The organism is Desulfosarcina sp. BuS5 (genome assembly GCF_028752835.1).
GTDB lineage: Bacteria > Desulfobacterota > Desulfobacteria > Desulfobacterales > BuS5 > BuS5.
The window spans coordinates 715537-739747 of record NZ_CP087952.1; the positions used below are offsets into that span (position 1 = coordinate 715537).

Genomic DNA, 24211 nt, shown 5'->3' on the forward strand with positions numbered 1-24211 from the left:
TATACGATCAAGACAGCTTTTGCTGTTTTGATCGCAATATAAAAAATTATGAAACCGGAGATTTTTGAATTTTCATCATGGCTTAATTCTTCAGATTCAAAAGCGCTTCAAGAGATATTTGATGTGCTTTTGAAAAAGAGTGGCTTTACTATACTCAATTTTATTGATCATACTTTTATTCCGCATGGTTATACAGCAATTTGGCTTCTCAGCGACAGCCATTTTGCGATTCATACCTTTCCTGAAAAAAAACAAGCCTATATTCAGTTAAGCAGTTGTAATAAAAAAAAATACGATATTTTTATGAATATGCTTAAAAAATCTCTAATAGTGAGAAGCTTGTGTCAGGAAGGCGTCAAGGTCGGCATCGTCTCTAATTCCTAAACGTGTAAGGGCAAAATCATAGCGGACCGGGTCTTTAGGTTCGATTTTCCTGAATGCCCCGGTTATCTCCAGGGCAGTTCGCATGTCCGCATTTTTACGTTTTGTCAATCCCATTAAAAGACATATTCGATGCATGTGGGTATCCAAGGGGATAATGAGCCTGGAGGGGCTTATCCCGGCCCATTCCCCGGGGTCCACCCGGTCATTTCTTACCATCCACCGAAGGTAAAGATTCCATCTCTTGCATGCGCTGCCCTTCCCGGGTAAAGCCAAAAGGCTGTTTTTTTGTCCATCATACTTTTTTACAAGTTCCTTTACCAGAAAAGAAAGCCCATTGAAAATGGTATCATCCTGATCGCTGAAACCGGAAAAAAAACAGTTATAAAGAGAACCGTACTGCTTAATCACAGATCGTGCGCCGATAAGCATCCGGACAAGATCATCGCCTGTAGTAAAACGGTGCTTAAAACCCGAATAAATACGCATCAGGGATGAGGGCGTGAGCGACAGCAGGAAATCATACGGGGACGATCCCATTTTTTCAAGAACAACTGAAACGCTTTTCAGAATCTGGGCCACCCTGCCATAGGCCAGGGCCGATGCTATAAGGCCGACAACCTCAACATCTCTTGAATCAGGGTAATTATAAAGGAATTCAAGGGGGTCGGGATGGACCCATTTACGGGAGTTATAGAGCTCATAGAGATGCTCAAGCTGTGGCTTATTTATTAACAGGGTTCGGGTCATAATATTTTCAGGCGAAGTGTCTGTTGAATCCCGTCTCGCCATAAAGGGGAAACTCCGGCTTCATCTGCATAATCTCTCCAGCGCGATACTGTTTTAAGCACCTCGTTAACAATCGTCTCGGCGCGTCCCCGCTTCATCGAGGCAACCATGGCGCATGCTTTGAAGTCTTCCATTCTAAAGTTATCGCGCTTGCCGTTCATCGTCATCTGGTGGCTAACTGTCCATTTGCCGGAAGGATTAAAGCTGTAAGTGATGTCAAAGGCCGGAGAAAGCGACCATTTTCCTGATTTATCCATCAGGAAGGCTATATTTTTCACATGATCGTCCTGGTTCCGCGAAATGATGTTGAAGGCCATCCTGCGAAACTGTTCCTCAATCGCACTCATAGGCAGACCCAGTTGCCTGATGACGAGCAGCGCCTGCTCGTAGGCATAGGCCCCGGCCATATTGAAATCGTAATGCGCCAGCGCACATAGAGACTGCATATGTAACTTTTCCCCGTTGTCGAGTCGATCAAAGCGCCTGGTCATGAAATGCCGCCTGTTGTTCTCTTCGAATAGCCGGCATTCACTCATGGTTATTCCGGCATCGGTTGCCATCTTGTAATAGGTATATTCAATTACCCCATACCCTTTTGGGTCCTCGATTTCTTTATCCTTGTTGCCCTTAACACCATCAAATTTAAGCAACCAATACTCAAAACCTTCACCCGCCGGGATCTGACCGGATCGCACTTCATTGGTTAATGGATTCCAGGCAATTACAGCCTTTGCCCTTGCGCCGCCTGCCGAGGTACCGACTTTCAGAATTTCTCTTAGGGCCCGTTCCTTTTTTTTGCCGGCAAAGGATACCTTCAGATTTTTGCGATGTGTCAGAATTTCCGATGCGAGCTCAACGAGTTTATCGACTTGAACGCGGGTGGACTTGCGGGCTTTCGGTCCTATGGCGGGCTCAAACTCCAGGGCACCCATTCCCCTTCTGCCAATATAGCAGAGACGTTCAACGGCATTAAACGATTCCGGTGGTTGTCCGCGAGTGGCCAGCCAGACATCAATGAGAGCATGGCCGAATCTGTCCGGCAACGAATCAGCTATCAATCCCGGGAGTCCGCGAAAAGTCATTCTGGATAATTCAGGAAAGGAATAAACTCTATTAGCAAGGGGCATTGTCAGAGGCGCTATCTCAATCCCGCTGCCGGCAAAAGCCGGATCATACTCAAAATCGGCCACCTCCTTACCTTCTTCAAGAGATAGCGCTCCTATTGTACGCTCCCAGAGTTTAACTTCGGCAACCTGACTCATGAGTCATCACCCCAGGACCAGGTTTTAGGGGACTGTTTCACGGCGCTGCTTGACGAGGCGCGCTTTCGCTCCTTTCCTTTAAATTTAAGCAGGTCCATGGGGCTTGGGCCGGTCACAGGAATCAGTTGCTCGAAACCCTGCAGGAGATCGAGCATCCGAAGGATACGAATGAGGTTCCGCGTTTGCGTCACAGCCCCGGCTTCCATCCGTTCAAGCGTTCTCTTGGACACACCGGCCTGCTCGGCTAATTTCGCTTGTGTTAGCTTAAGATCAATCCGTCGACGTTCAAGCCGCCTGCCAAGCTCTTCAAGAACAGCATCATCCGTCATTGTTTTAAAGTTAAACATAGTCGTCACCCATATCGAATTATGCTAACATGTAGTATATATATCGCCATTCTTAACGATATGCAAGCTTTTTTTTATTTAATCGTCACACATGACTATATAATGATATAATTACCTATAATTCGTAATTAATGACGATAAAGGTAACTTGGTTAATACCCGACCACGAAGATAGAAGTGCATGATGCCTATTGACCAACTACAAATATTATTTTTATGAGGTGGGTCAATTTTAGGTTGTAAAAAACATGAGCGCTATAGCCAAGGTCTGTCAATCCTAAATTGACGCTTAAAATTAGGATACACTGTGCTTTGACATCTGGGTCCACCATATGATTCTAATTCATTAACAACAAATTATATTTTTTTATGGTGAGCGTAAATAATGTTTATTGTAACTTTTTTAATCCACGCTGAATAGCGATACATCCACCTTATTAATTTGCACATATTTTGGGAGATAAACTGAATGAATTATAAAAAACGGTATTTATCTATCTATCTGTGTGATTGTACTCTGCCTGGTTGCAGGGAGTGCCTTTGCGGCTGACACGGAATCACAGCTTTTTGATATGGCAAAAAAACTGGGGGAGACAAACCAATTCAGTGTAACTCTTCACATGAGCTATGATACTGTACAGAAGTCAGGATAAAAAATTGAGTTCAGCGAGATACGTAAGATAACGATCAAGCGACCGAACCATCTGCGGGTTGAAGCTCTGCAAAGCGACGGCGATAAAAGTCTGCTGATATTCGACGGCAAAACGATTACGCTGTTTAATGCATCCGAGAACGTTTATTCACAAACTGATTATCCCGGCGACGTGGATGCGGCAATTCGCTACTCTGTTGCCAAAATGGGTATACGTGTGCCTCTGGCTCGGATGCTTCTCTCAACCTTCCCGTCAGAAATTCAGAAATTGAGCACTAACATTGATTATGAAGAACACGATATTCTGGGTACAGCGCCTACCGATCATATTGTTGGCCAAACGAAAGACATAGACTACCAGGTCTGGATTGCCAAAGATATGTTACCCAAACGTATCGTAATAACATACAAAAAAGCACCGAAACAGCCTCAGTTCCGGGGTGATTTTTCGGATTGGAATTCGGCACCAAAGATTTCTGATGATACTTTTATCTTCACACCACCAAAAGGTGCCGAAAAAATACCCACTTTCCTTCCGGTAACTGAATCGGACATAACGAACAAAACCCATGGAGGTGTACGATGATCCTGAATCTGAAATCAAATGCCGTTGTTTTCGGTATTGCCTTACTTATTGTTGTTTTTTTTGTTGGTGAGGTTGATGCCCGTGGTCGCAGAGGCGGCGGCGGAAGGCGCGGCGGTGGAAAATCCTTTTCACGTGGCGGTATAGCCCGTGGTGGAGGATTCTCAGGTCGATCCATTCAGAAAACCCGCCCGGTTTCCCGTGATAGGAAACAAAAGCGAAAGGGAGCGAGTACTGGGCAGGGCTATCTGGAAAAGGATAGTCTGCGAAACAATCTGGACGATCGTCAGGAATGGCGGGATCAACGCCGGGAAGATATTCAGAACGCAAGAAGAGAGCGTCAAGAAGACAGGCAGGACTTTGCTGAAGATAACTGGGATGGATATTATTATCACGGGGGGGGTTACGGGTATTACGGGGGTACAACGGTAACTTACATCACGACCCTGCCATGTACGTCAACGGTAATAACCGTTAATGGGGTTTCATATTATAATTGCAACTCTACCTGGTATAAAAGGGGCTATTCCGGCAGCAAGGTAACGTATACTGTTGTACCGGCGCCGGCAGGTCATTGATGGACGACAGGGAACGAGAAAACGCGTAATGCACCCAAACTTTTCTTGTTTTTTTGACAAGGTTCAAAGTGTAAGGCACTAAATGCCATATTTCTCACGAAGCATTCCTGAAAGTTGTTGCACACTGGAAAAAGCTTTTTCCACGGTTTTTTCTTTGTCCGGATTAACAAGACAGCAGGTGGCGGGCGAAAGCATACTTTGTTTCAACATATGGTGAATATCAATCCCTTTTTTTGCCAAAATGTGCCATACATTTTCCAATTGAGCCGCCAATAAATTTATGTTCTCTTTTTCAAAGGATTCAAAACCTGTGGGAATAATTCCCCATACAATAACACCACCGCTATTCAGGAAACGCTTAATCGATGGGGCATACGATGAGAATACTTCCGCGTTTGTGTAAATATCAAGAGAAAGGATATCAAGATCCAGGCCCAATAGAAAATCCCAGTCCGGGTTACCGCAAAGATGGATGCCGCGCGGTCGCTCAACCATTGAAAAAAAAATGTCGAGTTCTTTTTTGGCTTTGATATCATTATAGCCTGACATGGCGGAAAAAAGATACTGAAGGCCGGGTTCATCGACAAACATAAATGCATTTTGATTAAGGGCTTTCAGTCTGTTGAGTTGGACATTGATTCTTTTAGCCATAAATTCGAGCATAAACGAACGTACTGTGTCCTCAAAAAGGATAGGACGTTCATCCTGATCCAGGATATTGAAACCAAAACTGATCGGTCCTTCAAGCTGTCCCCGGATGGCAGGTCTGTCCGACAAATCCATGGCTAAAAACCGATGATATACGCTGGAGTAGCTTTCGCTGATATCAAACCAGGAAGGATCATCAAAATGGGCCATGGTTTCTTCCAGTTCCATAATGAATTTGTCCATCGAAAACTTCAGGGTACGATTATTCACATCAAGCAGGATACCCGGAAAGTGCTCGGCTGCCTGAACGTACATATCTTCATAATAGCAAAGGTTCGGCAACTGTGGCCAAAACGGGACATCCATGGATAAAGCCGTTTTAAGCGCATGTTCCGCATCCGTATGCGGCATTACCGCCATGGCGGTTGTTAAAAGATTACCTGGAATTGACATTTTTCCCCGTATTCTCCAACTTTATCTCGTCCAGACCCAAAATTCGATTGACTGCCTGATAATCAAAATCGTATAAGAAAGCAAAGTTAAAGCCATGGCAGTCCTTCACAGCCGGTCTATTTGATCGAACCCTAAGTAAAGTTGTGCTCTTTATGCTTTTCCGCAATAGTGGCAGCGAGGTCATCCAACGCCTTAAAAACATCCTCTGAAGGCACTCCCTTGCAAAGGACCGGGTCTATGACCTCTACCTTGAGATTGGGAATCATTCCCGCCAGTGTTTCTACGGTCTTGCCTCCCCAACCATATGAACCTATAATGGAAAGAAACTTTGTCTTTGGCCGCAGTGCATTTGCCAGAAAGGCTCCGGACGCTGCGTAAGGGTGGGGCCCTGCTAAAATTGTGGGAGTTCCGATAACAATTGTTGCCGCGTCAACCAGGGCCATGGCGAGTTTGCCTATATCGGTTACGCCCAGGTTGAACTGCTCTACCCTGACGCCCCTCTCCACAAGGGCTGAAACAAGATAATCGACCATCTTCTTTGTGCTTTCGTGCATGGATATGTAAGGGAGAACCACTGTATTCCTAAGAGAACCTGTGATCCAGTCACGGTAGGCATCAATAATAAATGATGGACGGGGATATAACTGCCCATGGCTGGGGGCTATCATTTCTACATCGTAAGGCGCGAGTTTCTCCAGATTTTTTTTAATTATGCTCCGGAAAGGCATCATAATTTCGGCATAATAGCGTTTTGCTGCCTCATAAACGCGCCCTTCATCAGTAACATAAAGATCGGTTGTTGCGATATGCGACCCGAAAAAATCACAACTAAATAGAATCTTGTCTTCTTCAAGATAGGTTACCATGGTCTCAGGCCAATGAACCCAGGGGGCGTAAATAAATTTCAAGGTCTTGTCACCGAGAGATAAAGTTTCACCGTCCTTGACGGTTATGAAAACGTCTTCGGGTATTTGCAGAAGGTCTATGAGTAAGCCCTTTGCTTTGGGGGTTGATATTAATTTTGCATCAGGAAATTGTTCAAGAACCTGCGGGATTGTCCCGGAGTGGTCCTGCTCCGCGTGCTGCGAGATGACGTAATCGATTCGTGAGACGCCCTCAAGCTGTGCCATAAGTTCATCAGCCATGGGCAAATCAACTGTATCTATCAGAACGGTCTTTTCACTCCCCTCAATGAGATACGCGTTATAGCTTGTTCCGTCCGGAAGAGGTACAAGAGCGTCAAATAGACGCCTGTCCCAATCCACAGAACCCATCCAGTAAATACGGTCTTTTATTTTTCTTGCTTTCATGGCAGTGCCTCCTTATATTCGCCTGAATCAGGGCGACCACAAGGATCGCCCCTACATTGTAAATGCCCCCGGCTTTTTATTTCCCAGCCTTGTGAGTTGCCCGCATTATTTGAGCAAGGTCTTTGATCTCTGTTAAATCCTTGGTCATCATTGCCCATCCATACCAGTAGGTATAATCAGGATTCGCATGAAAAACACCCTGATAGGTTCTCATCCGGTGTTTCATGTACATTTGAAACAGAACCTGTTCAATATGGGATGCCTGCTTAAAATTTCCCCTTTTACCTCCTTATTTGTTGTGACAGGCTTTGCATCCTGTTGATCCGATCTTTTCACCGGCTTCCCTCCTTTTACTCCTATACCCCCCGTTCCCTGCCCGGCCAGATGAATTTGTGCAGTTGTATGTGAAGCCTGACCTGCAGATTGTCCTGCAGCATCCAGCCGGCGAGTCTTTCGAGCGGGAGTAAACCGGTAACAGGTGAGAACAGAATATTTCCTTTTGGAAAATCGGTTTTGATTAATTTGATAATTTTTTTTGCATAATCATAATCATGGCGATCTGTTATTACAAATTTTACCTGGTCGTTGCATGTAAGTCTTTTCAGATTTATCATGTTATTTTTGTCTGATTCACCGCTGGCAGGGCATTTTATGTCGACAATTTTTATACACCGGTCATCCACAATCTTGATATCGATGCTTCCGTTTGTCTCCAACAATACTTTATAACCTTTTTCCAGGAGGATATATATTAACCTGGGGGTTTCATCCTGCAGCAGCGGCTCTCCGCCGGTTATTTCCACAAGGCCGCATTTATAAGATGAGACACGTTTAACTATCTCATCCGTGTCGATTGTTTTGCCTTCCTGCCATGCGTATTTTGTATCACAGTATGGACATTTTAAATTGCAGCCGCTAAGCCGTACAAAAACAGTTGCCAGGCCGCTGAATAAAGATTCCCCCTGGATGCTGAAAAAAATTTCATTGACTAAAAGGGCCATAATCTGTTTTTGTAAGAATTCATGGTTGATAAAATATAAAAGTTAATTATTTTTTATATCAGCAGACTTTTTTTTAGTAAACTGAAATATGCGTATAGTGACTACACACAAAAATACTGATTTTGATGCACTTGCTTCTCTGATTGCGGCAACTATTATCTATCCTGATGCAATTCCGGTGCTCCCTAAAAATGTAAACCCGAATGTAAAAAGATTTATATCCATTCATAAGGACCTTTTCAGGATATACACTTCCAAAGAAATTGATTTGGAGAAGGTGGACAGCCTTGTTGTCGTGGATATTAATGACTGGAGCCGTCTGGAGGGCATGGAGGCGCTTGTCGATAAGGATGGTCTTGAAATTATTTTGTGGGATCATCATCAGGCGGCCGGTAATATTATTCCAGGCTGGAAATGCCATGAGGAGATGGGCGCCAACATTACGTTGATGGCGCGCAGTCTTAAAAAAGAAAAAAAAATTTTTTCTCCCATTCATGCAACTCTTTTCATGGCCGGCCTGTATGAAGATACAGGTAATCTTACCTTTCATTCCACCAGGGTGGAAGATGTTTATGCCGCCGCGTATTTCCTTGAGAGCGGGGCGGATTTGAATGTTGTCTCTTCGTTTTTAAGCCCGGCATACGGCGTGAGGCAGAAAGAAATTCTGTTTGAGATGATAAGATCTGCAAAGAGAATCAAGGTTAATGGCTATAGCATATGTTTTAACAAAGTTGATGTAAGCGGTCATGTGGAGGGGCTGGCCGTTGTTGTCCGGATGTGCAGGGAGTTATTGAATGTCGATGCTGCTTTCGGTATCTTTCTTAACCGGGAGAGAGGCATGTGCATTGTAATAGGCCGCAGCAATATTGACGGCATTAATATCGGCCGCATTATGCAGAGTATTGGCGGCGGCGGACATAAAGGAGCCGGTTCGGCCGTTGTCAGAACATTAAAACCCGATGCTGTCGAGGAAATGATTACAGACCTGATAGAGGGTGATCAGCGGTCTTCTGTACATATAAGCGATCTTATGTCGTTTCCGGTTTTTACTTTATCTTCCGATGAAAGCATGCGAAAGGCTGAGGATGCGCTCAGAGAAAAGGAGTATACCGGGATTCCTGTTGTTCATGAAGATAAACTGGTTGGGATATTGTCGCGCCGTGATTTTAAGAAACTCAGGAAAGATTCACAGCTGGATGCGCCGATCAGGGCTTTTATGAGTACTAATGTTATTGCAGTGGAGCCCGGCAAAAGTATTATGAAAGCAGCAAAGTTGATGGTGAAACATGACATAGGGCGGCTGCCTGTTATGGAGAATGGGCAGATCATCGGTATTATTACAAGGTCTGATGTTATGTTATATTTTTATGATCTCCTGCCGGACTAAGGGCTCAAAAAGGATGCATAAATGAAAAGTGCCGGATTGCTGAAAAATACCATCCAGGAATATGGATGGGGTTCCCATACTCATATTGCACGGCTTATGGGCAGCGCGGAACCTTCTGAAAAACCCCAGGCTGAGCTTTGGATGGGGGCTCACCCCAAGGCTCCTTCCCGTGTAATGATCGGGGGGAAATGGATCGGCCTGGATAGATTGATCGAGAGAGATCCCGAAGGAATTCTTGGTAAGGAGATCGCAAAAAAATTTAATAATCGGTTTCCTTATCTTTTTAAAGTGCTTGCGGCGGCAAGACCTTTGTCCATACAGGCCCATCCGGATATTTTACAGGCCAAAAAAGGCTTTTTAAAAGAAAACCTGCGCGGGATTCCACTGGATGCCCCTGACAGAAACTATAAGGATGAGAATCATAAGCCGGAAATAATATGCGCCCTTACGCCCTTTTGGGCTCTGAATGGATTCAGGAGAATAAAAGATACCATATATTTTATGGAAAGGGTTTGCGGTTCCGGGTTAAGCATGGAAATCGGTTATATCAGGAAAGAACCCGATTCGGCCGGTCTTAAAAAGTTTTTTAACAGTCTTATGAGCATTGAAGAGAGCCGCTGCGCCAAAATAATAGATGAGGCTGTTTCCAATGCGCGTAATCTTGCAGAGAATAATGATGTATATAGATGGATAATCAAACTGCGGGATGAATATCCGGAAGATATTGGTGTGCTCTCCCCGGTATTTCTCAATCTTGTATGCCTTAAGCCCGGTCAGGCTATGTTTCTTCCGGCAGGTGAACTGCATGCCTATCTTGAAGGGCTGGGTATAGAACTTATGGCAAATTCGGACAATGTATTAAGGGGCGGTCTTACCTCCAAGCATATCGATCTGCCTGAGCTGTTAAATACTTTGAACTTCCAGGAGAGGGATCCGGATATTCTTGAGCCTGTCTTAAGGTCGAACAATGAGAGTACTTATGTTTCAGGGGCTGAAGAGTTTGTACTTTCCGTGATAACCTTGAAAGAAGGAGAAAAATATAGAAGCGCAGCAGACCGGAGCGCGGAGATTATACTTTGCATAAAAGGTGAAGCGACCTTACTCGAAGCGGGCATAGAAAAAGAACTGATACTCTCTCAAGGGAATTCCGTGTTGATCCCTGCTGCTGTTGAAAAATATTCTATTTCGGGTGATGCTGTTTTTTACAAGGCTGCGTGTGTGGGAGATTTTTTTGCAAAAGTAAAAAAAAATATTGACATAAAAAAAAAATCAATATAAAAAATATTTTATAATTTTTCAGGATGGTTATTTTGATGTGTAAGTTTTTTGCCAGGTTTTTTTATTTTTATTTTTTTATTTCGAGTCTGCCTGGCTTGCTTTGAAAAAGAACCAAAATCTATAGGAAACAAAGCTGTGGGCAGAATTTTTATGCCGCAGCTTTTTTAGAAAGGCTGTGGAGTTTACTTCACGGCCTTTTTTGTTTATAACCTTCCAGAGTATAGGAATTACGGTTTTACAGGTTTTGAGAAAGTTTTGATATATTCTATTAATAGATTGTGTTAGGGGGATGTATGACATTTCTAGGAAAACAAATCAGGATGGAGCGGATTTTAAATCGGAATACCGGCAGAACCGTCATTGTTCCGATGGATCACGGTCTTTCCGTAGGTCCCATACCGGGTGTGATAGATATGAGAAACGCAGTCCGGAAAGTGGCGGAAGGCGGGGCTAACGCTATTGTTGAACATAAAGGTCTCGTTAAGGCAGGACATCGCAGAGAGGGTAATGATATAGGATTGATAATACATCTTTCCGGATCAACAAGCCTGTCTCCTTTCCCGAATTCCAAGTCACTGGTATGCTCTGTGGAAGAGGCTGTAAAACTTGGGGCAGATGCAGTCTCCATACATGTGAACATAGGTGATGATAATGAAAAGGATATGTTGAAGGATTTCGGCCTGGTAAGTTATGAAGCTCGGACATGGGGGATGCCGCTTCTTGCCATGATTTATCCCAGGGGAGAGAAGATCAAGGATGAATATGATGTGAAATTTGTAAAGCACGCGGCACGTATCGGTGACGAGATGGGCGCTGATATTGTCAAGGTTTCATACACCGGAAGTCCTGAATCATTTCGTGAAGTAGTTTCGGGCTGTTCGGTGCCGGTGGTAATAGCCGGGGGCGAAAAGATGGATTCCGACCAGGCAATACTGGAGATGGTTAAAGGCTCGATAGATGCCGGGGGATCGGGTGTATCAATAGGCCGTAATGTTTTTCAGCATAGGGATTCAACACGAATGGTGCGTGCCATATCCTTGATTGTAAATGAGAACGGAACCGTTGATGAAGCTCTTGGAATACTTGGATAAAGATAGGTATGATATATAAATTTTCAGATAATTACCTGATTTTAAAATTTGGCATAAGGCCGGAGGTGGTAGAGACGCAAAATTTTGCGTCTCTACTCCGACGACCGATAACGCAGTGAAATTATTTATGTGACAATCTATAGGCTGTCACATAATTCATTTCACAAGGCCAGAGGGAGGAAGGCGTATTGAAATACTCCGACGACCGATAACGCAGTGAAATTATTTATGTGACAGTCTATACTTTAAAGGATAATAAAATGCGTACAATATGGGTAAAAGTTGATCCGTGGGACAAGAAGATAGTTACCACAGCTCTTGAAGGCGGGGCCGATGGTATCATGGTGCCGAAAGGATTTTCCGAAAAAGTAAAACAACTTGGAAGAATTCAGACCATATCGGAAGACGGTGATCTGAAAACAGGAAAAGATGTAGTCATTTTTACAATTAAAAGCGGTGAAGATGAGGATGAGATTGTAAAACTGAGCCAGGACAAAAAGGTTATTTTAAAATGTACCGACTGGACAGTTATTCCACTTGAGAATCTGATTGCGAAAGGGGCCGATGTGATTGCAGAGGTTGAGAATCTCAGGGATGCTGAGACGGCTTTCGGAATACTCGAAAAAGGGGTAAAACAGATTCTTTTTCATACATCGGACGTTTTAGAGTTAAAAAAGGCGCTGTCCGTGCTCTGCTCCGATGAAGAGAAAACCTCCTTGCAAGAGGCCGAGATAAGCGATATTATTCCCTTGGGAATGGGTGACCGGGTATGTGTGGATACATGTACATCTATGTCAATAGGTGAAGGAATGCTTGTCGGCAACAGTAGCAGCGCTCTTTTTCTTGTGCATTCGGAGAGCATATCCAACCCATATGTTGCACCAAGACCTTTCAGGGTAAATGCAGGGCCGGTTCATGCATACACAAGAGTGCCCGGCGGCAAAACAAGATATCTTTCAGAGCTGGCCGCCGGTGATCAGATTCTTGTTACTGATTTTCAAGGCCGTACAACAATAGGCATTGTAGGACGCCTGAAAATTGAAAAACGACCGCTGATGCTTGTCAAGGCGGTTGTGGCCGGCACGGATATTACAACCATTCTTCAGAATGCGGAGACAATTCGGCTTACCGCTCCTGACGGCAATCCCGTGTCGGTTGTCAGTCTTAAACCGGGAGACAGAGTTATGGTGGCGGTGGAGGCCGGGGGACGGCATTTCGGCCATAAAATTGATGAAACAATAACGGAAAAATAGTATATTATGGCATTACCGGAAGAGAATACCAGGAACTTCCAGGATTCCCGTATCCTGGAAGCAAGAAAGGCCATAGATGAGATAGACTCGAAAATACTCGATCTGATCAATCAGAGGCTGCTTCATGCAAGGGAGATCGGCCGCGTTAAACATGATAAAGGCGGCAAGGTATTGGACAACCAACGGGAAATAGAAATAATGGACAGGCTGATTTCTTTGAACAAAGGCCCTGTGAGAAATGATACGATTATACAGATTTTTCAGGATATCATTTCGGAATCCCGCGAGATCCAGAGGCCGCAAAAGGTCTCATATCTCGGCCCTGAAGCTACTTTTACACATATTGCGGCCATGAGTCATTTTGGCCGTCCCCCTTCTTTTCTACCCCAAACCAGCATACGGGATGTTTTTACGGAAGTTGAAAAGGGTGCATCTGCATATGGCGTTGTGCCGGCGGAAAATTCCATTGAGGGGGCTGTTAATCATACCCTGGATCTCTTCTTTGAATCGGATTTAAAAGTATGCGCAGAGATATATCAGCCCATATCCCATGATCTATTATCTTTAACGGGTGATTTGAATAAGATTGAAAAAATATATTCCCATCCCCAGGCTTTCGGGCAATGCCGCAAATGGCTGAGAAGATATCTGCCGGGTATACCCCTTGAGGAATGCAGCAGCACGGCCCGGGCCGCCCAGAAAGCTTCGGAAGAGGAGAGAACCGCAGCGATTGCAAGCAGCGCGGCGGCGCAAATATATAAACTGCTTGTGGCTGAGTCCGGGATTCAGGATTTTGCGCATAATGTAACGAGATTTCTTGTTATAGGAAACGATGAAACCCATAGAACCGGGAAAGACAAAACATCAATAATGTTTGCTACTATTCATGCCCCAGGGGCACTGCACATGGCGCTGGAGCCGATTGCAAAAGCAGGTATCAATATGGTTAAACTTGAGTCGCGTCCTACTAAACATGAAAACTGGAACTATTTTTTCTTTGTCGATATAGAAGGCCATCTGGAGGATCCAAAGGTCAATGATACTTTCAACAGCATGCAGGAATTTTGCCAGTATTTGAAATGTTTAGGCTCATATCCAAAGGCCAGGGAGTAAAACAAATGAAGATTAGTGCAACAACCTCCACCTATTGTGTTATAGGAGATCCCATCGCCCACAGCTTGAGCCCTGTAATGCATAATGCCGCATTTCAGGATGCTGGATATAACGGGGCATATCTGGCCTTTAATGTAAAAGATGTTGCTTCCGCAATGGCCGGTTTTAAAGGACTCGGCATTAAAGGCGCCAGCGTAACGATTCCTCATAAAATTGCTGTAATGGAATTTCTCGACCATATTGATGAGACGGCTGTAAAGATCGGCGCTGTTAATACTATAGTCAACAAAGACGGAAAGCTTCTTGGATATAATACGGACTGCCTGGGAGCCACCCGCGCTTTGCTTGAGAAAACGGAAATAAAGGATAAACAGGTGGTGCTGGCCGGAGCCGGCGGAGCAGCACGCGCCATAGGTTTCGGCATCCTGGCTGAGGGTGGAAGTCTGACCATTATTAATATCCTGGAGGATGAAGGTAAAAATCTGGCAAATGATCTGGGCGTAAATTATTATCCGCTTGAGCATTTCAAACATCTTGACTGTGATATACTGATTAATGCCACTCCCCTGGGCATGACTCCGAATATAAATGACATGGTAGTTGAGGGTGAATATCTGGGAAGTGGTATGACCGTAATGGATATTGTTTACAACCCGCTTAAGACACGACTTTTAAAAGAGGCTGAAGCAATCGGATGCAATACTGTTGACGGGGTATCCATGTTTGTTTATCAGGGCGTTGCGCAGTTTGAGATGTGGACAGGTCTGAAGTCGCCGGTTGAGTTAATGCGGGGGATAGTTGTCGCAGCCCTGGGGGAGAATGCTTAACAGTATGATTGAGATAAGATCCGGGAAGATCCGGGATTGCAGCGTAACAGTGCCAGGTTCAAAGAGTTACACCCACAGGATGTTGATAGCTGCGGCCCTGTCAGACGGAATCTGTAAAATAACCAACTCCCTGCAAAGTGAAGATACCATTCTTACCAGCAACGCCCTGCGGCAAATGGGAGTTACGGTATATTCAGAAGGCGGCCAACTGCTGGTGCATGGAACAGGTGGTGCAATTGGTACATGCGGGGAATCTGTATATCTCGCAAATTCCGGCACATCCATGCGGCTGTTGACTTCGGTTGCCGCTCTGGGAAAGGGAATTTACAGGCTTACAGGCACAGAGCGGATGAGTGAACGACCGATTCAGGATCTCCTCGATGCTTTAAACAGCATCGGCGTAAATGCGTACTCTATGTCAAAAAACGGCTGTCCTCCGGTTGAAGTTGAAGGAGGCATCATAAAAGGAGGGAAACTCTCGATAAACTGCGGCATCAGCAGCCAGTTTCTTTCTTCGCTGCTTTTGATAGCCCCTTATACCCAAAAAGGACTCGATATTACTGTCAGCGAAGGCCCGGTATCCAGGCCTTATCTTGATATGACCGTTGATGTAATGTCTTTGCTTGGCATAAATGTTGAGCGGGACGGTTATAAAAGGTTTAAGATCGAGGGTGGCCGGAAATACATATCAGGTGATTATATGGTTGAACCTGACTCTTCGCAGGCGAGTTATTTCTGGGCTGCGGCGGCTGTAACCGGAGCGAGTATAAAAGTGAAAGGGATTAATAAATTTTCCAGACAGGGAGATGTCCGTTTTGCAAGGGTGCTGGAATCGATGGGCTGCAAAGTCGTTTATGAAGATGACGGCATAACGGTTACAGGCGGAGCTCTTGCTGCTGTGGAAGCGGATATGTCGGATATGCCTGATATTGTACCTACTTTGGCGGTTGTAGCTGCTTTTGCAAAGGGCGTAACACGCATAACCAATGTGGCACATTTAAAAGCAAAAGAGAGTGACAGACTCGGATCCGTTGCCAACGAATTGAAGAAGATGGGTATAGATGCCGTTGCAACTGATTCGGGCTTGATTATTCAAGGCGGAGTTCCGTGCGGTGCTGAAATAGATACATATAATGATCATAGAATCGCAATGAGTTTTGCGGTGGCGGGTTTAAATATTCCAGGCGTTTTTATTAAAGACGAAAAGTGTGTTCAAAAATCTTTCCCGGAATTCTGGAATGTTTTCGGAGATATGTATAAACGATGACTATTTTTTTGATAGGATATCGGTGCACCGGTAAAACTTCGGTCGGCAAAGCCCTGGCAGACAAGCTGAAATTGCCTTTTGTAGATGCGGATCTATTGCTGGTTGAAGAATATGGCGTGACCATAAGTGAAATGGTGGCAAAAGAAGGCTGGCAGCCGTTTCGGGAAAAAGAGGGCCGCATACTGGCCAGAATCTGCAAGATGGGCGACCAGGTTGTCGCTACAGGAGGAGGAGTCATCCTTGACAAAAAGAATGTCTCCTTAATGAAAGCGAGCGGGACTTGCGTATGGTTAAAGGCCGGAGCTGAAACTATAAAAAAAAGAATCGTTCAGGATGAAAAAACTGAAGATTCACGTCCTTCGCTCACAAACAGGGGATTGCTGGAGGAAATAGAAGATACCCTCTCTGAGAGAAATCCTCTTTATGAAGATGCCATGGATTTTTCCGTTGACACGGATGGGAAACAAATCGAAGAGATATGTGAAATAATTGTTAATGAGCTGAAGCCTTAGCCCCTCAGCCTATAAAGGTTATAAATGCCGGGAAACAGTTTTGGAACAATATTCAGAATAACCACCTGGGGCGAATCACACGGAAAAGGAGTTGGCGTAGTTGTTGACGGCTGCCCTCCCGGGATACCCTTGAGTGAACATATCATACAAAAGATGCTTGATCGGAGAAGACCGGGCGGTTCTTCGACCAGCACATCCCGAAAAGAGCCTGACCAGGCTGTTATAATGTCCGGTCTTTTTGAGGGGTTGACAACCGGCACGCCTTTGTTGATCATGGTCAGAAATAAGGATGCCAGGTCAAACGCCTATGCGCCCTATGCACAACTTTTCAGACCGGGACATGGTGATATAACATATCAGGCTAAATACGGGATTCGCGACTGGAGGGGCGGGGGAAGATCTTCTGCCCGTGAGACAGTCGCCCGTGTGGCTTCCGGAGCAGTTGCCAGGGCACTGCTGGAAACTGTGAATATCAATGTTTCTGCTTATACGGTAAAACTTGGCGGTGTCAAAGCGGAAAAACGGGATTTGGATACAGTAGCCGAGAATATGTTTTTATGCCCGGATCCTGAAGCTGCCCTGAAAATGGAGAATCGTGTAAAGCAGGTTAAAAAAGACGGTGATTCCCTGGGTGGAATAGTTGAGATTGTAGCCCGGGGAGTCCCGGCGGGCCTGGGCGAACCTGTTTTTGACAAGCTTGATGCTGAATTGGCCAAGGGGCTGATGAGCATCGGGGCCGTTAAAGGTGTGGAGATAGGTTCGGGCTTTGAAGCTGCCCGTAAGTTAGGTTCTGAAAATAATGATCCGATCCTTCCGGATGGTTTTGATACTAATAACGCGGGCGGAATACTGGCCGGAATATCAAATGGTGATGATATAATAATTCGTATTGCCGTAAAGCCGATTCCGTCCATAAGCCTGGATCAGCGCACAATTGATATTAAAAAAAAAATAAATACTATTTCTATAAAAGGACGGCACGATATATCCGCTATACCGAGAATAAACGTGGTATGCGAGTCTATGGTTTACCTGGTTCTGGCAGATCATTATCTGCGGCAAAAGGCGATTATGAATAATGGAGGGTGACTTTAGTTGTGATCATCAAAATCCTGAAGTTCACGTTTGCGGGGGAAACGGGCCTTACGAAAATACACTGGCGGTCTTATCCCGTTTTGATCTTGCGCCTCTTAAAGGAAAACAGGTTCTCCTTAAACCGAATATAGGGCGGGTCGCTGCAAGCGGCGCGGGAATAACAACGGAGGCCTTGGTAGTTGCAGGGGCAGCCGATGCATTTACAGAAGCCGGTGCAACAGTGGCTATAGGTGAAAGCCCGATAACAGGCGTTGCGATAAAAGAAGCTTTTGACGTATCCGGGATTGAAAGGATTGCGCAGGAACGTAGCATCCGGCTGATAGATCTTGACGCACGCCCTTTTGTTAAAGTGGCGGTTCATGGAGGCCGGGTCATAGATTCCCTGAAAGTATGTCCCGAAGTTCTGGAATACGATATTGTCGTTTCCATGCCGGTCATGAAGATGCACATGCACACCGGAGTTACCCTGGCAGTAAAGAATATGAAAGGGTGTCTCTGGAGACGGAGCAAGGTAAAATTTCATATGCTGCCGCAGGTAAAAGGGAGTGAAGAAAAATCTATCAATGTTGCCATCTCCGATATGTCCGGAGTACTACGCCCCGATTTTTCAATAATCGACGGCACCACCGGGATGGAGGGAATGGGGCCCGGCTCCGGCTCCCCTAAACCCCTGGGGGTTGTTGTGGCCGGATTTGATCCTTTTGCGGCCGACGCGGTGTCATGCAGGATAATGGGAACCAGGGCGGAGAATGTGCCGCATCTGCGAATCGGAGCGGAACGTGGTTATGGTATCATAGATATTGAAAAAATAGCAGTTTATCCGCAGGACTGGCGCAAATATATATCCCCGTTTATACCTCCCCCCGAGAAGCTTGAATTTGAATTCCCAAACATCACTGTTCTGGATGAAAATTCGTGCAGCGCCTGCCAGTCCACACTCCTGCTTTTTCTGAAGCAGCAGAAAGAAAAAATTTTCGATTATTTTCCTGATATTGAGGAGCTGACCATAGCAATAGGGAAGGGGAATAAAGAGGTTCCGGCAGGAACCCTCTGTATCGGAAACTGTACCGCTGCCCATAAAGAGAAGGGCATATTTGTCCAGGGCTGTCCTCCGGTGGGGAGTGAGATTATGAATGTACTTAAATTTGGGATCACGGATCATCCGTCGCCGTTATGCGCAAAAAAATGAGGTGTAAAAATGACAAAGCTATTAGAAAATGCCTTTTATGAGATATCAAAACTTCCAGAAATTGAACAAAATGTTATTGGAAGACAGTAGTGTCCGGTTAAGTTTTTGCATATAGCATTTGCTCTTTGATAATCAGATTATTAGACCATACGTTTTTTTCGTCAGTACGTAATTCGTTCTGGATGGTATTTCTAAGCTGACGAATCCTCTTTATTGATACAGGTTCATTAAACTGTTCATGGCAGTATATGGCCATAAGCAGGTAGGTTATTAACCCCGCAAGGATTTGAACCATCAGGCCATATCTACTGTGAGCAATCAAGTGGTACACTTTTAAATGTTTCTTCCACCATTTGAAAAAAGTTTCGATATCCCATCTAAGCTTATAAACGGTTGCAACCTGCTCGGCTGTAAGATCATAACGATCAGTTGCCACAAAATATTTGACACCGGCAATTTTATAACCAACCAGTCGAACCGGCTTTCTGGTCTGGTTTACCCCAGGAGTGCCAAGAAGAACCACAGCATCATAAAAAATATAGCTGTCGGGATCAACAGGCTGCTCTTTGATAATAGTTCTTGTTGTTTTCGCTTTGATGCGGCAAACAAAATGTTTTTTTTCATCCTGAAGAAGATCAAAATCCTTATGTGATTGATACCCCCGATCCATGATTCCTGTTTGGCCTTTTGTAAGGATAGACCTGACAAAGGGGCGTTCAGCGCCATTTCCATTTGTCAGATGAATTTTTATAGGAATCTTGCGATTGACATCAAAGCCGAAATGGCCTTTTGCTTTTTTAGCGCCTTTTCTGTAATCAGCCCAGTACATGGACAGAACTGCATCAATTAAAGATCCATCAATGGAAACGAGTTCACCGAGATCTGAATAATTTGATGGTAAAGCATTTTGTGCCTGGCTGCAAAGAGCTTGAAAAACATATTCAAGCTGTTCAAGCCCTCGAGAATTGATAATTTCGGAAAAACTGCTACGACTGATCCCTCCATCTGGAGCGACACATTCTTTGGCAAAATCGTCTTCTTTAAGGTGTTGAATAAGATCACGAGCTGATTCATGTTCTTGTAGATGGAAAAATATCAGTGCGTGAAGCTGATCTTCAAAAGTCATTTTCAATGGCCTGTGACCTCGGGATTTAAGCTGTGGCGTGTCAGGAAAAATCTTTTGCAAAGGTTTGAGAAATCGAGCATGAGATTGGGGATTAAAATTCTTTTTTGGGATATTGAATATGTCCATTTTTGTCTTAACTCCTTGTTATAATTATATTTTATAACAAAACGATAAAAAATTTTTATTTGGTTTGTCAAGTAAAAAATGAACATTTTTCTAATTTTTTTATCCCATATAACATGCAAAAACCTAACCGGACACTACTGATTGGAAGATGGCTATTGGATGAAATCAAAGCCGATAAAGAATGGGACAAACTATTTGCCGAATCAGAAGACATATTAGAGCATCTGGCACAGGAAGCTTTGATGGAGCATGAAAAAGGCAAAACAAAAAATTTGGATATAAATAAACTGTGAAATCAAAAACTACAGACAAATTTTGGAAATACTATCATGTGTTGCCGGATGAAATAAAGAAAAAGGGGAAACAAGCATATACACAATTTAAACGAGACCCATGGTATCCAAGTCTTCATTTTAAAAGGGTTCATTCAAGGTTACCCATATATTCTGTCCGTATCACAAAGGATTATAGAGCAGTAAGTGTATTATAGAGCAGTAAGTGTATTAAGAGGAGAAATAGTTATTTGGTTCTGGACAGGATCACACTCTGATTATGATAAACTGTTGAGCCAGATAAAAAACGCATAATGAATGATGAAATTATGAATTTAAAATTAAACAAATTTATTTTAAATCTTCCTTTATTTATTTGTGTTCATTTGTGAAAATCTGTGTCCAATTTTTGTTTTAAGTCTTCCTCACCCGTATTCCGTTTGAATCAAGATACGATTTGATCTCATTAATGGAGTAATGTCTGTAGTGGACCATGGACGCAATAAGCGCGGCATCGGCTTTTCCTTTGGTCAGCACATCTGCCAGATGTTCGGGTATGCCGGCCCCGCCGGAGGCTATAACCGGAATATTGACGTTTTCGGAAATTAAGGCTGTAAGTTTCAGTTCATAACCTTCCCGCATGCCATCCGCGTCGATTGAATTAAGGCATATCTCACCGGCGCCTGCTTCCTGCGCCCTGATAGCCCACTCAAGCGCATCGATACCCATATATTTCCTGCCGCCGTTGATAACTATTTCATAGCCGGAAGATATATTTTCCTTTTGTCCGACATACTTGACATCCATGCCCAGCACTACGCACTGGCTGCCGAAGGCATTTGCTCCCTGGGAGATAATCTCTGGATTTTTAACTGCGGCCGAGTTTACGCTTATCTTCTCGGCTCCGGCCAGCAGCACATTTCTCATATCATCCACGCTGCGGATACCGCCGCCAACCGAAAAGGGTATAAATATGGTTTCCGCCACCCTTTTGACAACATCGAGCATGATATCCCTTTTTTCGTGGGAAGCGGTAATATCGTAAAATACGATTTCATCCGCCCCCTCTTCATAATAGAACCGGGCCATATCCACCGGATCGCCGATATCCACATTGTTCTGGAACTTGATTCCTTTGGTTGTTTTTCCTTCCCGGACATCGAGGCAGGGTATTATGCGTTTGCTTAACATGATTTGCTTTTAATATAATTTGCTTCGGCAAAAGTTGTTTAAAATTTTTAGACCCGGTTTGCCACTCTTTTCAGGGTGAAACTGGGTAGCGAATATATTGTCAAATCCGATAATCGAGGGAAAGCTGATCCCATGATCGGTCTTCGCCACAACATGTTGCTGATGTGCAGGGGCCGGGTAGAAACTATGTACAAAGTAGAACTCATCATCATCTTCCAGGCCTGCTAAAAGAGGGTGATCCTTTATAGGATGAATCCGGTTCCAGCCCATGTGGGGGATTTTAAGCTTAAGTCCGTCTTCAGAAGTCATGTTTTCCGGAAACGGCTTGACTGATCCCGCCATTATCCCGATACATTCGGTATTATTTTCCTGGCTGGATTGCATTATAATCTGGGTACCGAGACAGATACCGAAAACAGGTTTTCCGTCTGAAAAAGCCTTTTTTACGGCCTGATCAAGTCCCAGCCGTCTTAAGCTCTCCATTGCGGATCCGGCCGCGCCTACTCCTGGGAAAATTATCTTTTCAGCCTCGGAAATCAAGCGGATATCGTTTGTGACCTTACACTTAAACCCCAAATGGGTCACGGCATGAGCAACACTTGTCAGGTTACCGGCATTATAATCTATTATAGCAATCATTTATTTTAAATCAGCTATGGTTTTTGATTTATATAATAAGGATTCGTTTTTACCGCTTTATATATTTTTAACAGTATGATAAGTCAAGAAAGACTTTGTGGGAACGTATACCCAAAGGCTCTGTCTTATGTACTAAAATTTCAAATATCTTTGTATAAACTTTACTTGACAACTATAACTTTTTTTATCTAAATATGATATATTTATACATATAACCAATGGAGATCGGCCTTGGTAAAAGATAATGAAATTTCCTCTACAGAGAAACTTCTTGCACTGATTCGCAATGAAAATACCGGGGAACCTGAACCGGCGCCCAGGGTTGTTCCCTCAAAAACATCCAGGGCTATAAGACCTTTTTTATCCAAACCTCGTTCCTCAAAGCAGATTATTAACATAGGTCTTTATTTCAGTGGTGAGAATCTGCTGCTGGTGAAGGTCGACCGGGCTTCTGAAGAAACTCCCAAACTGCTCGATTATGCCGAGGTGGCTCTTGAACTGGGAATTACCGGTGACCGCCGCCGGCTTTCAGCTTTTATCAATTCACTATTGACGAATTATTGCGGCCCCCTGAAACAAGTGCATATTTGGGCTGTTGTATCGTCTGCCTATTTAGAAACTCGAAGTTTGCTTATACCCAGGGTGCCCAAAAAACAGATCTTCAATGCTGTTTACTGGTCTTATAAAAAAAATGTTCCGTTGAACGACAGCAAGGATCTCTTCGATTTCGAGGTTATGGGGAATATAACCGACGATGGCGTCAAAAAGATTGAGATCACTGCTTGTTCCTTACCCAAAAAGGTAGTGGATGAACTGCAGTTTTTGTTTTTTGAAGCCGGATATCCATTGACGGGGATTTCAAGCCTCCCTTTTGCCATTCAGAACATGTTTCGCGCAGGATGGCTGGAGAACGGTGAAGAGGACGGTATATGCACTATTTATATAGACCTGGAATGCTCTCATATCAGTATATATTCAAACCGTAATCTTGCATTGTCCCGTGTTATCAAGGCCGGCATACATAGCATGCAGGAGGCTCTCAGGGATATGCTCGAATCCAGGGCGGATCATCAGTCTGCGTTGACCTCTAATAAGGATGCCAAGCCCGGAGATGCGGCGTACATAGAAAAAGATCAGGCGGGTAGAATTTTATCCGATTTTATACAAGGGAGCAGATCGCCGGGAGTCGACTCGAAAACGACCGGCTTAAACAAGGGGGATATATTCCGGGCTATTCTGCCGGCGCTGGAGAGACTGGTTAAACAGTTGGAGCGGACACTAAAACATTACTATTTGAACTTTGGAAACAAAAAGGTAAGGAAAGTGTTGATATCCGGTCTGATTAACGATAACAGCCGTATTGCGGAATATATAGGTTCCCAGCTTGATATAAACATTGAAATATTTAACCCGTTCCCGGAAAAAATGCTGCGTGCCGACAAAGGCTTGACATCATTAAAGAGCGGAGCCATGGTGCCTGCTGCAGGGATAGCGCTTTCCGATAACAAAATTACCCCTAACTTCCTGTTTACATACAGGGATAAGGAAAAAACCGCGCTGGCAAAGCAGGTCAATTTTTCGTTATTTGCCTTTCTTATCTTTTTAATGACAGTCTGCGTTGGAATATATTTAAGTCAGAATCATATCTTGTCGCATAAACGGAGTTTGTTGTCCGGGTTAAACCGGGAGATCGAAAGCTACATCCCTAATGTTGACCGGGATCTGCTGCTGAAAATGGCTGACAGGGCCACAACAGCCCGGTCGGAACATCGCCAACGATCTGGCGGAAGCGCTAGGCGCTGATGCTGACAGGGCCACAACAGCCCGGTCGGAACTGGATA

26 protein-coding genes are annotated in these 24211 nt (G+C 44.3%); 16 read left to right on the forward strand and 10 right to left on the reverse strand.

Translation table 11 applies throughout. The features are described 5' to 3' along the window. Positions 1-48: 48 nt before the first annotated feature. A complete protein-coding gene (locus BuS5_RS03375) occupies positions 49-384 on the forward strand; it encodes an S-adenosylmethionine decarboxylase family protein (protein WP_051374822.1) in 336 nt (111 codons plus the stop codon). Here BuS5_RS03375 and BuS5_RS03380 read toward each other — a convergent pair. From BuS5_RS03380 to BuS5_RS03390, 3 genes are read right to left on the reverse strand one after another with little or no spacing between them, the layout of a single operon-like run. Then, positions 325-1173, reverse strand: coding sequence for a TIGR02757 family protein (locus BuS5_RS03380; RefSeq protein WP_157487404.1), 849 nt, complete (start codon positions 1171-1173; stop codon positions 325-327). The two genes, BuS5_RS03375 and BuS5_RS03380, sit on opposite strands and share 60 nt — an antisense overlap. Beyond that, the gene (locus tag BuS5_RS03385) at positions 1128-2432 is read right to left on the reverse strand and encodes a type II toxin-antitoxin system HipA family toxin (RefSeq protein ID WP_027354123.1); all 1305 of its coding nucleotides are present in this window, start codon (positions 2430-2432) and stop codon (positions 1128-1130) included. Before BuS5_RS03385 ends, BuS5_RS03380 begins: the two co-directional genes overlap by 46 nt. Then, positions 2429-2779, reverse strand: a complete 351-nt coding sequence (locus BuS5_RS03390; protein ID WP_027354124.1) for a helix-turn-helix domain-containing protein — start codon at positions 2777-2779, stop codon at positions 2429-2431. Before BuS5_RS03390 ends, BuS5_RS03385 begins: the two co-directional genes overlap by 4 nt. Positions 2780-3435: 656 nt before the next feature. On the opposite strand from BuS5_RS03390, the gene BuS5_RS03395 reads away from it, so the two are divergent. Further along, the gene (locus BuS5_RS03395) at positions 3436-4017 is read left to right on the forward strand and encodes a DUF2092 domain-containing protein (RefSeq protein ID WP_084446021.1); all 582 of its coding nucleotides are present in this window, start codon (positions 3436-3438) and stop codon (positions 4015-4017) included. Continuing rightward, positions 4014-4592, forward strand: a complete 579-nt coding sequence (locus BuS5_RS03400) for a hypothetical protein (RefSeq protein ID WP_027354125.1) — start codon at positions 4014-4016, stop codon at positions 4590-4592. Before BuS5_RS03395 ends, BuS5_RS03400 begins: the two co-directional genes overlap by 4 nt. A 78-nt stretch (positions 4593-4670) precedes the next feature. Here the strand turns inward: BuS5_RS03400 and BuS5_RS03405 are convergent, their stop codons facing one another. The 4 genes from BuS5_RS03405 to BuS5_RS03420 form a co-directional block, all read right to left on the reverse strand. Next, entirely contained in the window at positions 4671-5693 is a 1023-nt protein-coding gene (locus BuS5_RS03405) for a hypothetical protein (RefSeq protein WP_027354126.1), read from the reverse strand. 131 nt (positions 5694-5824) lie between these two features. After that, positions 5825-7003, reverse strand: a complete 1179-nt coding sequence (locus BuS5_RS03410; protein ID WP_027354127.1) for an FprA family A-type flavoprotein — start codon at positions 7001-7003, stop codon at positions 5825-5827. A gap of 76 nt (positions 7004-7079) precedes the next feature. After that, positions 7080-7217, reverse strand: coding sequence for a hypothetical protein (locus BuS5_RS03415; RefSeq protein ID WP_232223068.1), 138 nt, complete (start codon positions 7215-7217; stop codon positions 7080-7082). A 142-nt stretch (positions 7218-7359) separates the two neighbouring features. Next, on the reverse strand, positions 7360-8004 hold the full coding sequence (locus tag BuS5_RS03420) for a 7-carboxy-7-deazaguanine synthase QueE (protein ID WP_027354128.1): 645 nt from the start codon (positions 8002-8004) through the stop codon (positions 7360-7362). Between the two features lie 88 nt (positions 8005-8092). On the opposite strand from BuS5_RS03420, the gene BuS5_RS03425 reads away from it, so the two are divergent. From BuS5_RS03425 to BuS5_RS03470, 10 genes are all read left to right on the forward strand, one after another. After that, on the forward strand, positions 8093-9391 hold the full coding sequence (locus tag BuS5_RS03425) for a CBS domain-containing protein (RefSeq protein WP_027354129.1): 1299 nt from the start codon (positions 8093-8095) through the stop codon (positions 9389-9391). Between the two features lie 21 nt (positions 9392-9412). Further along, on the forward strand, positions 9413-10669 hold the full coding sequence (gene manA / locus BuS5_RS03430; RefSeq protein ID WP_051374827.1) for a mannose-6-phosphate isomerase, class I: 1257 nt from the start codon (positions 9413-9415) through the stop codon (positions 10667-10669). Between the two features lie 293 nt (positions 10670-10962). Beyond that, positions 10963-11760: a 2-amino-3,7-dideoxy-D-threo-hept-6-ulosonate synthase gene (locus BuS5_RS03435; RefSeq protein WP_027354130.1), complete on the forward strand. Its 798-nt coding sequence runs from the start codon at positions 10963-10965 to the stop codon at positions 11758-11760. A 260-nt stretch (positions 11761-12020) separates the two neighbouring features. Then, complete coding sequence (locus BuS5_RS03440; protein ID WP_027354131.1) at positions 12021-13013, forward strand: 3-dehydroquinate synthase II; 993 nt, start codon at positions 12021-12023, stop codon at positions 13011-13013. A 6-nt stretch (positions 13014-13019) separates the two neighbouring features. After that, positions 13020-14126, forward strand: a complete 1107-nt coding sequence (gene pheA, locus BuS5_RS03445) for a prephenate dehydratase (protein WP_051374829.1) — start codon at positions 13020-13022, stop codon at positions 14124-14126. A gap of 5 nt (positions 14127-14131) precedes the next feature. After that, positions 14132-14953 (forward strand): shikimate dehydrogenase, encoded by an 822-nt coding sequence (locus BuS5_RS03450; RefSeq protein ID WP_027354133.1) that lies wholly within the window; start codon positions 14132-14134, stop codon positions 14951-14953. Positions 14954-14957: 4 nt separating this feature from the next. Next, positions 14958-16220, forward strand: a complete 1263-nt coding sequence (gene aroA / locus BuS5_RS03455; RefSeq protein ID WP_027354134.1) for a 3-phosphoshikimate 1-carboxyvinyltransferase — start codon at positions 14958-14960, stop codon at positions 16218-16220. After that, positions 16217-16732, forward strand: coding sequence for a shikimate kinase (locus tag BuS5_RS03460; RefSeq protein WP_027354135.1), 516 nt, complete (start codon positions 16217-16219; stop codon positions 16730-16732). Before aroA ends, BuS5_RS03460 begins: the two co-directional genes overlap by 4 nt. Positions 16733-16756: 24 nt before the next feature. Continuing rightward, entirely contained in the window at positions 16757-17821 is a 1065-nt protein-coding gene (gene aroC / locus BuS5_RS03465) for a chorismate synthase (RefSeq protein ID WP_027354136.1), read from the forward strand. Continuing rightward, on the forward strand, positions 17811-19016 hold the full coding sequence (locus BuS5_RS03470) for a DUF362 domain-containing protein (RefSeq protein ID WP_027354137.1): 1206 nt from the start codon (positions 17811-17813) through the stop codon (positions 19014-19016). The genes aroC and BuS5_RS03470 overlap by 11 nt, the downstream gene beginning before the upstream one ends. A 97-nt stretch (positions 19017-19113) precedes the next feature. Here the strand turns inward: BuS5_RS03470 and BuS5_RS03475 are convergent, their stop codons facing one another. Beyond that, positions 19114-20268, reverse strand: coding sequence for an IS4 family transposase (locus BuS5_RS03475; RefSeq protein WP_036019371.1), 1155 nt, complete (start codon positions 20266-20268; stop codon positions 19114-19116). A 155-nt stretch (positions 20269-20423) separates the two neighbouring features. On the opposite strand from BuS5_RS03475, the gene BuS5_RS03480 reads away from it, so the two are divergent. Further along, positions 20424-20561 carry a hypothetical protein gene (locus BuS5_RS03480; protein ID WP_157487339.1) on the forward strand — a complete coding sequence of 46 codons (138 nt, stop codon included), beginning with the start codon at positions 20424-20426 and terminating at the stop codon, positions 20559-20561. A 38-nt stretch (positions 20562-20599) separates the two neighbouring features. Beyond that, complete coding sequence (locus tag BuS5_RS20325; protein ID WP_443112708.1) at positions 20600-20758, forward strand: ParE family toxin-like protein; 159 nt, start codon at positions 20600-20602, stop codon at positions 20756-20758. Between the two features lie 196 nt (positions 20759-20954). Here the strand turns inward: BuS5_RS20325 and hisF are convergent, their stop codons facing one another. Then, positions 20955-21731, reverse strand: a complete 777-nt coding sequence (hisF, locus tag BuS5_RS03485) for an imidazole glycerol phosphate synthase subunit HisF (protein WP_027353370.1) — start codon at positions 21729-21731, stop codon at positions 20955-20957. A gap of 9 nt (positions 21732-21740) precedes the next feature. After that, complete coding sequence (gene hisH, locus BuS5_RS03490; protein WP_027353371.1) at positions 21741-22370, reverse strand: imidazole glycerol phosphate synthase subunit HisH; 630 nt, start codon at positions 22368-22370, stop codon at positions 21741-21743. A 231-nt stretch (positions 22371-22601) separates the two neighbouring features. Here hisH and BuS5_RS03495 point away from each other — a divergent pair, with 231 nt between their 5' ends. Then, the gene (locus BuS5_RS03495; RefSeq protein ID WP_027353372.1) at positions 22602-24173 is read left to right on the forward strand and encodes a hypothetical protein; all 1572 of its coding nucleotides are present in this window, start codon (positions 22602-22604) and stop codon (positions 24171-24173) included. Positions 24174-24211: the final 38 nt, after the last annotated feature.